Here is an 11678-nt window from a genome sequence, read left to right on the forward strand (position 1 = left end):
GATTAACAGCTAGTTATCGATATTCCGTTAGAAGCGATAATCTACATTCACGCTCATGCTGCGTGGGGCGCCGTATTGGAACTGGCTATATTGCCCCACTTGGCTGTAATAGGTTTTATCTAAGGCGTTGTGCACATTGGCGCTTAGTTTTAGCTGCTCGGTAAAGGCATAACTTGCCATTAAGCTGGCTAACGCGTAGGAGTCTTGCTCAACCTCGACTCTGCCTAAGGGCGAGTTCACGGTTTGATAGACTCGGCTTTGCCAATTGACCCCAGCGCCAAGCTGCAACTTGTTCCAATCGCCGCTAAAGGTATAAGTGGTAAAGAGTTTTAGCTGCTGGCGAGGGGAGGTGGTGTTGATGCGATTGCCCTTAGGATCATCGGTACTGAACTGGGTGTAACCGAAGTAGATATTCCAGTCATCGGTGATTTTACCTGTGGATTCAAACTCAAAGCCTTGAGTTTTAGTGCCGTTAACCTCTCGATACACTGGGATAGTGGTGCCTGGCAACACATCGCCGGTGCGTTCACCAACATTGTCTTGGCGAATTTCAAATACCGACAACGACATATCTAAGCTTTCATCCATCAAGCTGGCCTTAATACCCGCCTCGTAGTTTTTGCCTTTGACGGGGTCGATGTAGCTTGCATCGATGCGCTGCAAGGTTTGCGGCGCGAAAATATCCGTATAACTGGCGTAGAGGGAGTATTGCTCGCTCAGTGCGTAGGTCAGGCCAAAATAGGTGGTGAGCTCATTGTCGACCTTAAAATCATACTTGCTGCCAAAGTTATCTTGGTCGGTTTGCCACTGGTTAAGGCGTAGCCCCGCAAGCAATGCCAAGGCATCGGTCAGATTGAGTTGCGTGGCCACATAGGCGGCGCTTTGCTCGGTTTCACCGAAGGATCCCGTGGTGTGAGTCTCCTTCCACTGAGGTTTTGGATACTGGAAGTTGGGATCGCGAAAATCACCCAAGGGCGGCACGGCGGCCGTAGGATAATAGTAAGGGTTGGCAAACTCTTGGCGCTGACCCGTCCAACCAAAGGTGAGCTGGTGCTCTTGGCCAAACAGGGTGAACATTCCCTGCGCCCGTAAGTCGAGGTTATGTTGGGTACGACTACCATCGACATAGGCGATTGAGCCTGCGGTTGCGCCTATGTTTGTTACCGGATCGGGATAGCCTGTAGCCCACAGCACATTATATTCCAGTGAGTTATCGCCATAACTGTAGGTGCCTTTTAGCTCCCAACCGTTATCAAAACGATGTTCAAGGCTGGCGAAGGTATTAAGCCCTTGGGTATGCGCCGAGGCCCAATCGGGGGCGGTGGAAGTGGCGCGATCGTAATTTGTTCGGCTGCCATCACTGTGGAACAGCGGCAGCCCGCCGGACATAGTGCCTTCGGGCGTGGTGTCTTGATAATCCATGCCTAAGGTCAGCAGTGTGCTGTCGCTAATATCGGTTTCAACAATGCCATAGAGGGTGGTGCGTTGCTGCTGGTATCTGTCTTGGAAGGATTCTTTATCCTGATAGGCGGCGACAACACGGCCACGAATACTGCCACTGTCGTTTAAGCCGCTGGATAAATCGACCATGCCACGCAGATTGTTCCATGAGCCGACACTCACTGAGGTGCTGCCCATAAATTCTTGTGTCGGGCGTTTACGAATAAGGTTAATCGCGGCCGAGGGATTACCCGCACCTGTCATTAACCCTGTGGCGCCACGGACAATCTCCACCCGCTCGTAGATGGCGGTATCGATAAGGTTATCGCCGTAGTTAAAACGGGTGTCATAGGTGGTTGGCACGCCATCGTACAGAATGCTGGTGACCGCAATCCCCCGCGAGCTGATGCTGTATCTGTCGTTATCCATCGGCCGGGCATTGATACCGGCAACGCTGGTCATGGCTTCAATCACACTGTTTAACTGCTGATCTTGCATCATTTGGCGAGTGACCGAGGTGACGGATTGCGGCGTCTCTAAATAAGACAAATCTAGGCCTGTTGCCGTGTTCATCGCTGGGGTTTTGTAGCGCTTATCGTGGAGATCCTTAGCACCAACGACATTAATGATTTCAATGTCTTTGGTGGATTTTTTCTGGGTATCGCTAGTATCTGCATAAGCATAGGGCATGCTGAGTATGGCTGAGCAGAGGATAAGCTCTGGGCGTGTGATGGCGAGTTGGCAGTGAGCAGCGAGTCGGTTGAGGGCGAAGGTTTTCATAATAATGATCTTAAATTCCATTTTGGCGGTTTGATTGATTAGGTTGTTTTTGGGCACAGATGAGTGCCCAGGGTGGGCGCAGGCCCACTCAAGGTTAAAAATGCTTTAGGGTTTTAGCTTCATATTTGCTGAGCCAAAGGCATGGCTTTGCCTAAAGGCCGCCAGCGGATTCTCTATTCCGCCCGCAAACCGCAGATTTTTTTCTCGGTCGGCAAGGTCAATCATCTGCTGGTTGTTATTGAGCTGAATGCGGTTCAGGCAAGTGCGGACGAAGCTGTCTTTAAAGAGATCGTATTGTGCAAATTTGTCCGCCAAGTGCGGATGCTGCGCTTGATAGTCGCGTACATTGTCTGCCACCAACTCCCAAAATAGCGCTTCGCTCACCGCGGTTTGCTTATCCAAAATGGGGGCTAAGTAACGGAAAATACAGTCAAAAATATCGAGCAAGATATAGTTGAGCTTCATCTCTTCCTCAAGCTCGACCGCAAGGCGCTGCACTTCTTGCGGCAGTGGCTCGCTGCCGTTCAGTACTGCGACTTCTTCGCCGATATCCTTCATCAATATTTTGACTGGGATGCCAGCATCGTGCACTAAAATCAGGTTCTCGCCATGGGGCATAAACACCAGATCGTAGGCAAAGAAGGCGTGCAATAGCGGTGATAAGTAGAGGTTGAGATAGCGCTTGACCCACTCCTTGGCGCTTAAGCCTGAGTGCTCAATTAGCGCAGTAATAAGAGCCTGTTCTTGATGATCTATGTGTAATAGCGCTGCCATGGTCATCAGGGTTTGCTGTGGCTCAATATGCGGTAGTGGGCTCTCACGCCATAGCGCCGACAGCATTTTCTTATAGGCGCTATCTTGGGTGAGTGCCTCTTCGTAATACCTGTGGTGATAACCAATCGCGGCGATTTCTTTGAGGATCACAAAACCTTGCTCGGCAAAATAGCTGTCGCTTTCGATAAGGTTGGCTACCCAAGCGTTGATCTGCGGGGTGCAGCTCATATACAGCGGCGAAAGCCCGCGCATAAAGCCCATATTTAAGATAGAAAGCGCGGTTTTGACGTAGCATTTTTGCGGCGCAGTTAAGTTAAAGAAGGTGCGGATCGATTGTTGAACTTGATAGCAATCTTGGCTTTCGCCGAGATAAATAATGTCGCCGCGGGCGATTTCGCCGGCAAAGGTGCGGGCAATTTTTTCACGCCACTGCCAAGGATGAACGGGCATAAAATAAAAGCTATCGGCCGCTTGCCCCAGTGCGCTCAAGTGTTGTTGAAACTCGGTGAACTGTTCGCCAAGCTCCTGTTTTAACAAGCTATCATGGTCTAATCCTTCGAGGGCGGAGAAGGTGGTTTTGTCCTTACGCACCGCAATCCACACTAGCCGAAGCGCGCTGGCACTCTCGGGAGCAAATTGGTAATAGTCCTGCATATCAAAACCAATGCGGCCATTGTTGGCGATAAACACTGGATGCCCCTCGGTCATGCCCGCCTCAATCGTTTGATAATCGGCGTTGGCGAGTGTTGCGGCGGGGATAGCTTGATGGGCCAACTTGTAGGCCTTGCTGTAGAGGGTACTGGTGATTTCCTCAAGGTAAGTGGGCAGCAGGGTTTCACTCATACCTAAGGCATCTTTCAGTTTGATAATCAAACTCATGGCATCGAGTGGCTTGTCTTGGCCCGCGCTGCTGACTCGAATAGAATCTGTCGCGATATCAAGGTGGTCGAGCTGATAATGGCGCGCGCTAAAGTAATACGTGCAGTCATTTAACCTGAGCTCATAGTGATTTACCTTTGCGCCTTGGGCGTAAATCTGTGGGGTGATGAGCTTCTCATGGGTAAACTCACAGAGGATTTTTTTCACTAAATGGCGATTGGCTGCCTGCCAATGTTGGGGCGTTAAATGGACGGGCACATGGGCGTAAGAGGGTAAGGCCTCGATATTCGGCAACTCGGTTTGGGCGCATCGTTTGAGTAATAAGGCGTTAGTGGCTAAGTTCATCGGTTCACCTACAAAGTGATAAGGTTAAAAGTGACTGGGTAACAGGACGATTTTTACTCGGCAATTGGGGGGCGGCTTGAGTTGCCGTCTGGCGGCTTTGGGCACTGCAAAAACCTAAAAACGCAGCTTTGGTACTGAGTTGGATGGCTTTTTGGTAGCGGATCCCAATCTGGCAATTTAAGCGGTGAATTTTGTGATTTTGCTGATCTGGCTCGACTACCAGTCGCGTAAACGCGAGGGTTTCAAGGACAAGTTGGGCGATAGCCTCCATCACTTGGCGGGATAAGCCATGAACGGGTTTGCCTTCAATCGGCGCAAGGATTAAATGCATACCGCAATCGAGCGGCTTAACCTGATAGTGCAGGCCAATTTCGTCATGGGAGGGATCGTATAACTCCACCATAAACAGCGGTTTGGTTTGCCATTCACCGATCAGCGAGAGCTTGTGCTCGCTTGGCGCCATCGCTTGAGCAAGTGCATCAAGACTCATCCCCTGCATGCCCCAAAACTTGGCATAGTCTTGGTTAAGCCATGATTGCAGCATGGCAATGTCTTGCTCAAGGTTCAGTGGTTTAAGCACAAACTCATTGATTACAATCTGTTTTGAGAGCAAATCTAAACAGCGTTGGCTCCATTGGCTGGCCATTACAGTGCCTCCTTATTCGGTGCCATTAAGGCCGAGGCACTGCCACCAGAAGGGCTTATCCGTAGCACGGTTTGTGGCTCATTACTGGGTTGTTGCGTGGGCTTGGCTGACGGATTTAACTCCTGACAAGACTTAGAAGACGTAACCGCTGAGTGAGTGTTGCTTTCGACGGGTTGGTTTTTCGCGTCGTTGATGTTGTTGGGGTCAAAGGTTTGGAAGGCGATCCGCGTTTCAATCGGATAGGGCGCGTAACCTAAAACCGCTTGCAGAATGATAGCATTGCGATAGCAGCCCATCCCCAAATCGGGTGAGCTAATGCCATGGGTATGTAGGCCCGCATTTTGGATAAAAATATCGCCTCTGACATCGATGCCATAGTCACGCTGGATGGCGAGTTGGCCACGATCATCAAATTCGATTTGTGATTTAATCCCTTGAATAAAATCGGGTAAACGATATTGATAGCCAGTGCCTAAGACGACGGCACCTGTCAGTTGCTCGAAGGCATATTCTTGCTCGAGGTGGTTGAACTTGAGTGTCAGCTTGTCGCCCGAGGTATCGATTGCTGTCAGTGCCACGTTAGTCAGCAGCTGGCATTGGATATCGCTGACTAAACGCTTTTGGTAAAGCAGGTCATAAATATCGTTGATTAGCTCGGCATTGATCCCCTTGTAGAGGGACTTTTGCTCTGCGATTAAGTGATGGCGTTTTTCCGGCGACAGTTCGTGGAAATAATCCACATAATCTGGCGAGGTCATTTCTAGGGTGAGTTTGGTGTATTCCAGCGGATAAAAGCGTGGCGAGCGGGTCATCCAATTTAATTGATAACCATAGGTATCAATATCTTGCAGAAGATCGTAAAAGATTTCCGCAGCACTTTGGCCACTGCCAATCACTGTGATAGCACTTTGGCTTTGCAAGTAGGCTTTTTGCCGGATATAGCTGGCGCTGTGCATCACACGCGGGTCTTGAATTGGGCAATTATCGGGTAGATAGGGAGTCGTGCCAGTACCTAATACCAGTTTGCGGCAGAGATAAGTGTGGGGTTTACCACTGCGTCTATCTACTCCCGTAACATGGTAGATGCCTTCACCGGCGTTGTAATCTAATTGTGTGACCTTAAAACTGAATCTCAGATTGGATAGTTGATTGCTAACCCATTGACAATATTGATTATATTCGTTCCTTGGGAGAAAGAAGTTTTCGCGGATATAAAAGGAATAGAGTCGGCCTGTTTGTTTGGCAAAGTTAAGATAACTAAAACGACTTGTCGGATCGGCCATAGTGACCAAATCGGACATAAAAGGTGTTTGTAATCGAGAGGAGTTGATCAGCATACCCGGGTGCCAATCAAACTCGGTTTTAGCATCTAAAAATAAACAGCTGAAGTTATTAAGAGGTTCACACAGAGCCGCCAGTCCTAGATTAAATGGGCCTATGCCAATGCCGAGTAGATCGTAAATCGTACGATCAGTTTCCTTTTTTGGGGTAGTCACTTACGCCTCCTTGAATCCCTATTAAAACGGTTGCAGCCACCATCGACTGATGGATGAGTAGATGAGTGGACCTCTCTAATGTTGCTTTATGAATCATTCTTTTGTGCTGCCGAACAGGAGCTTTACCGCTTGTTTTGCTATTACTCGCTCAGTGCAACGAGGAATAAATTAGCATCATAAAAATTACAAATGCAAATCATTCTCATTTGTACCTGTCGGATGAGTCGTACTTTTGACTGTTAAATAAAAGGCTGAAATACGGTTTGTCGGTGAGTTGATCAATGGGGAAGAAGGAAGGTCTAAGAGGTGTCTAAATGTATCACCAAAAATAATATTTATTTAAAAACAGTTGATTAAGTTGTTTTTTGGTTGGTGAGATTTTGCCACTAATTGCTTTTAGTGGCTTTTGAGGAGGCAACGAAAGTGTGAATAACTGCTGAGTGTAAATCGACTGTAAATCCGAATTAGTTCGTCAATTAACACTGCTAGTCAGCTATAAAAGATTGGATAAGCAAACGTAAAAGCCATCTTAAAAATGGCTTTTTGTGGAGTCAAAAGCAGAGGGAGAAGCAAAGGCCTAAGGTAATTGCACAAAAGCGGCGGTAAGTTTACGCACTAGGGGCAATACCATCAGCAGAGTCGGGAATGCCACCACCCAAGAGATAAACCATGCGCTCAACCAGAGCTCAACAAATTGTGCTGATGCGCCGACACCATTAAAAGTACTGATCCCAGAAACGATGCAACTCATTAAAATAGAAAGAAAAAATGGCATCACAACTGTGGCGTATTTTGCGGGTAACTTTGGTGTACCAAAAATAGTGCGGCTTTTATTTGTTGGTACAGAGTGTAAGCTGGACATGGAAACCTCAACAGAGTGTGACTTAGGCGAAAGAGCTTGCTGATTAGTGCTTAAGATTTACATGTATTTATGTAAACCCAAAGCGCAATCCGTTCGCCATTTTAGGAGCAAAACACGGCAAAAGCTATGGTGATACAGACCGATACTGGTCGTTTTGCGTTGGGTGAATAATCAGAACTAATCGTTTTATCGCCTAGGCTTGCCAATTGGTTGCCCATAATTCCCCAGTAACATTGACCCAATGACCGCGAGAAATTGGTGAGGTACCGAGTTCATTATCAAAGGGTAGGGTGAAACTTGATTGCAGTAAATACACAGTATCATCAGGCGTTTGGGTGATTTCAACAATTTGTCCCGAGGCCTCAAAGTGACAATTATGTTTGGGGAATTGCAGACTTTGGCGATGTTCAATAATGTCGGTTTGCAAATTTGCCTTGGCTAAACGGCCAAACAGTTCAACCGTCACCCATTGATTGACGGGGAAACGTTGCTTAGCTTGTTGATCATTGCCTTGATAGTAAAACCACACTGGAGCGCCATTATCCCATTGGGCAGCGACTTCACCTTGAAAACCACAGCCCCAAGGTGTGACGTCGAGAATATAGATCCGATACTGCATATAAAGTCCATTTACCATAACAAAAGCGTCGATATTATTTGCGCTATATTAACATTTATCTCGTAAACGCATGAGACATAGATCCTAATATAAGCCTTGGGTTTGACAGTTTTAAGATGCTGTTGATTCTGTGCTAGCCATGGTTGTTACTGCTATGGGGAATATATAAAAAAGGGCCAACTCTGCTGATTTGGCCCTAAATCGGGATGTTATTCAGATGAATAGATTAGGTTGCCGCTTTCATCGCGCGGGTAAAATCGCCTAATGCTGCGAGCAGTTTCACTTCATCCTGTTGATAGGTTTCGATAATTTTCACCACGGCCGAGCCAGAAATTGCACCCGCGGCGCCTGCTTGAATGGCGGCGCTCACTTGAGCAGGCTCTGCAATCCCAAAGCCTAATAGCGGTGGCGGCGCATTAAATGCTTGCAGCTTAGCTAAAATTTCTTCAACGGGCGTACCTGCCTTAGTGTCTGTACCTGTTACGCCAGCGCGGGACAATAGATAGGTATAGCCTTCACCACTTTGGCTGACCTTCGCAAGGGTGTCACTGTCGGCATTGGGCGGCGCAATAAAAATTGGCGCAATGCCATGGGCTTTGGCCGCTTGAATAAATGGTGCGGCTTCTTCAACTGGCACATCGGCAATTAACACTGAATCCACGCCCGCTTGCTGCGCTTTGGCATAAAAAGCATCTATGCCATTGGCGAATACGAGGTTCGCATACAGCAATAACCCAATTGGAAGTTCAGGGTATTTAGCGCGGATCTTGGCCAGCAATTCAAAGCAGGCTGTTGGTGTTGTACCCGCGGCTAAGGCTCTGAGATTTGCGCCTTGGATCACGGGGCCATCGGCGAGCGGATCAGAGAAGGGAAAGCCTAACTCCAGCGCATCGGCACCGTTTTGCACTAAGGTGTCGATAATTTTCAGTGACAGCTCAGGACTAGGATCACCCAAAGTAACAAAGGGCACAAAGGCGCCGCGGCCTTCGGCTTTTAAACGGCTAAAAGCGGCGTGATAACGGCCAGCTTGATGAGGGATAGTTTGGTTTGAAATGCTGCTCATCTTAGTTATTCCTCTTTACCGTTTAAAATGTCTGACACAGTGAAAATATCCTTATCGCCTCGGCCTGAGAGGTTGACAACCAAAATGGTCTCTTTGGTGCACTCTTTCGCCAGACGCATTGCATAGGCTAGGGCGTGGGCCGATTCGAGCGCCGGAATAATCCCTTCGCTGCGAGCCAGTAATTGGAAGGCTTCTAGGGCTTCATCATCGGTGGCCGATTCATAGCGGGCACGGCCGATGGCGTTCAAATGGGCATGCTGTGGGCCGACCGAGGGAAAGTCTAATCCTGCTGAAATCGAGTAAGACTCTTCGATTTGGCCTTCGTTGTCCTGCATCAATGGGGCTTTCATACCAAAGAAAATCCCGGTTTTACCATGTTTTAGCGGCGCGCCGTGCATATGGGTATCAATACCTTTACCCGCAGGCTCGACGCCAATCAGCTCAACATTGGCTTCATCAATAAAGTCGGCAAACATCCCGATAGCATTGGAGCCGCCGCCGACACAGGCGATGACCGCATCGGGCAGGCGACCTTCGCGCTCAAGTATTTGTTTTTTGGTTTCTTCACCAATAATACGTTGGAATTCACGCACTATGGTCGGGAACGGATGTGGTCCAGCAGCTGTGCCGAGCAGATAGTGGGCTTTTTCGTAGCTACCAGACCAGTCGCGCATCGCCTCGTTACAGGCGTCTTTTAAGGTGGCAGAACCAGAGGTTACAGGGATAACCTCGGCGCCCATCAGCCGCATTCTAAATACGTTAGGTGATTGGCGGGCAACGTCTTTCGCGCCCATATACACTTTGCATTTTAATCCCAGCAGTGCACAGGCAAGGGCGGTGGCAACACCGTGTTGGCCTGCACCCGTTTCGGCAATGATTTCTTTTTTACCCATACGCTTAGCCAGTAACGCTTGGCCTAATACCTGGTTGGTTTTATGGGCGCCGCCGTGGAGTAAATCTTCCCGCTTGAGGTAGATTTTAACCATGGGATTGGGGCTTAAATTGCGGGTTAAGGTGAGCGCTGTGGGGCGACCCGCGTAGTTTTTCAGTAAGTCGGTAAACTCGGCTTGGAAGGACTCATCGGTTTGTGCGTCGACAAAAGCACCCTCAAGTTGCTTGAGGGCGGGGACTAAAATCTGCGGTACATACATACCACCGTATTCGCCGAAATAAGGGTTAAGCTTTAACTGTGACATACCTTGTTCCTTATCCTATTTATTTGTTTCGATGGCGGTTTAGGTTAACGCCATCGAGTTTCAATTCTTGCTAGCCTGTGCTTTGCACAGTTTTTTATAAAAGTGGGTCTAGAGTCGTAATTGACTAAATGCCGCTTGGATCTTCTCTGCCGACTTAATGCCAGGGGCGGTTTCGAGGCCAGAGTTAAAATCTAAACCGTAAAACCCTTGAGCATTGGCACGGGCAGCATTGTCCGCATTGAGGCCACCCGCGAGCATGGCCTCGGCTTTATGGGCAATGGGGAGTTGCCAATCAAAGACTTGCCCCGTGCCACCAAAACCTGCGTCATTCTTGCTATCGAAGAGATAACGCTGCACCCCTCTTGGCATAGCAGCAAGTTCGCAGCTTTGAGCATCGACACTGATCGCCTTCCAAATTTGGGTGTTCAGTCCGGCCTGTTGCAGCAATTGGCTTAGCTCGGCAATTTCCAACTCAGTTTCGCTGCCGTGCAGTTGCAGCGCGGCTAAGCCACATTCTTGGGCGATACTCACCATGAACTCAGGCGTGCTATTCACACATACGCCAACAAACTCAATGGCGGGCAAGTTGGCGGCACGGTATTGCTCGACTAACTGTTTGGCGGCATCTTTTGTGAGTGCTCGTGGTGATTTTTCAGCAAAAATGAGTCCAGCATAAACTGCGCCCGCAGTGGCTGCTGCTTGAATATCCTCAAGTCGGGTGAGACCGCAGACTTTATTGTGACCGAAGATCAATTTACGACAGGCTAAATCAATGTCTTCTTCGGCCATAATCGAGCTACCGACCAAGAAGCCATCGACCAATGGACTTAAGCGGCGTACTTGATCGTTAGTGTAAATGCCCGATTCGCTGATCACCACGCGATCGCTGCCGATGTGTGGCGCAAGGGCTTCTGTGGTGGCTAAATCGGTACTTAAATCTCGCAAGTTACGGTTATTTATGCCAATAATTGGTGCATTTAAGGCGATGGCTCGTCTTAGTTCTTCCTCATTACTGACTTCGGTCAATACATCGAGTTGATACTTGGCCGCTTCGCTGGCAAGTTGCTGATATCGCTTATCATCGAGCACAGAAAGCATCAGTAGAATCGCATCGGCGCCCTGATGTGCGGCCAACTTGATTTGATATTCATCAACAAAAAAGTCTTTACACAGAATCGGTTGGCTCACTTTGGCCCGCACTTTCGGGATATAGCCCATGTCCCCTTGGAAAAATTGCTCATCGGTTAAGACCGAAATCCCCGCAGCATACTTGGCATAAATCGAGGCGATGGCTTCGACATCAAAGTCTCTACGGATTAAGCCTTTGGATGGACTGGCTTTTTTGCACTCTAAAATATAACCCGCCTTCGGGGCTTTTAAGGCGGCAAATAGACTACGGTCCGAGATTTTTGGGGTTAAGCTGTCTTCAGGAAAACGCAACTTAAGGGCGGCGATATGGGCGGCCTTAGTATCGACGATACGGGTTAAAACGTTGGCTTTTGCGGTACTGGTTTGCATGCTACCCCTTACATCCTGCGATGCTTGATTATCTTCCGAGCGATGCGCGTCGGGTTGTTG

At 48.6% G+C, this 11678-nt stretch carries 9 protein-coding genes; all 9 read right to left on the bottom strand.

The genetic code is table 11. From position 1 onward, the window contains the following. Positions 1 to 27 precede the first annotated feature (27 nt). A complete protein-coding gene (locus FJD32_RS08305) occupies positions 28 to 2241 on the bottom strand; it encodes a TonB-dependent siderophore receptor (protein WP_181159845.1) in 2214 nt (737 codons plus the stop codon). Positions 2242 to 2325: 84 nt separating this feature from the next. Beyond that, on the bottom strand, positions 2326 to 4218 hold the full coding sequence (locus tag FJD32_RS08310) for an IucA/IucC family siderophore biosynthesis protein (RefSeq protein ID WP_140907272.1): 1893 nt from the start codon (positions 4216 to 4218) through the stop codon (positions 2326 to 2328). A 4-nt stretch (positions 4219 to 4222) separates the two neighbouring features. Further along, entirely contained in the window at positions 4223 to 4864 is a 642-nt protein-coding gene (locus FJD32_RS08315) for a GNAT family N-acetyltransferase (protein ID WP_050991358.1), read from the bottom strand. Then, positions 4864 to 6360, bottom strand: coding sequence for a lysine N(6)-hydroxylase/L-ornithine N(5)-oxygenase family protein (locus tag FJD32_RS08320; protein ID WP_140907273.1), 1497 nt, complete (start codon positions 6358 to 6360; stop codon positions 4864 to 4866). Before FJD32_RS08320 ends, FJD32_RS08315 begins: the two co-directional genes overlap by 1 nt. A gap of 577 nt (positions 6361 to 6937) precedes the next feature. Beyond that, the gene (locus FJD32_RS08325) at positions 6938 to 7222 is read right to left on the bottom strand and encodes a DUF2798 domain-containing protein (RefSeq protein ID WP_037428620.1); all 285 of its coding nucleotides are present in this window, start codon (positions 7220 to 7222) and stop codon (positions 6938 to 6940) included. 193 nt (positions 7223 to 7415) lie between these two features. Further along, on the bottom strand, positions 7416 to 7841 hold the full coding sequence (locus tag FJD32_RS08330) for a hypothetical protein (protein ID WP_037420023.1): 426 nt from the start codon (positions 7839 to 7841) through the stop codon (positions 7416 to 7418). Positions 7842 to 8067: 226 nt separating this feature from the next. Next, entirely contained in the window at positions 8068 to 8904 is an 837-nt protein-coding gene (trpA, locus tag FJD32_RS08335; protein WP_055648772.1) for a tryptophan synthase subunit alpha, read from the bottom strand. Positions 8905 to 8909: 5 nt separating this feature from the next. Then, positions 8910 to 10100: a tryptophan synthase subunit beta gene (gene trpB / locus FJD32_RS08340; RefSeq protein ID WP_037428614.1), complete on the bottom strand. Its 1191-nt coding sequence runs from the start codon at positions 10098 to 10100 to the stop codon at positions 8910 to 8912. A 108-nt stretch (positions 10101 to 10208) separates the two neighbouring features. Then, entirely contained in the window at positions 10209 to 11618 is a 1410-nt protein-coding gene (gene trpCF, locus FJD32_RS08345) for a bifunctional indole-3-glycerol-phosphate synthase TrpC/phosphoribosylanthranilate isomerase TrpF (protein WP_231640426.1), read from the bottom strand. Positions 11619 to 11678 lie beyond the last annotated feature (60 nt).

Origin of the sequence: Shewanella sp. LC6, from assembly GCF_006385735.2 — a bacterium.
In the GTDB taxonomy this organism is placed as follows: Bacteria; Pseudomonadota; Gammaproteobacteria; order Enterobacterales; family Shewanellaceae; genus Shewanella; species Shewanella xiamenensis.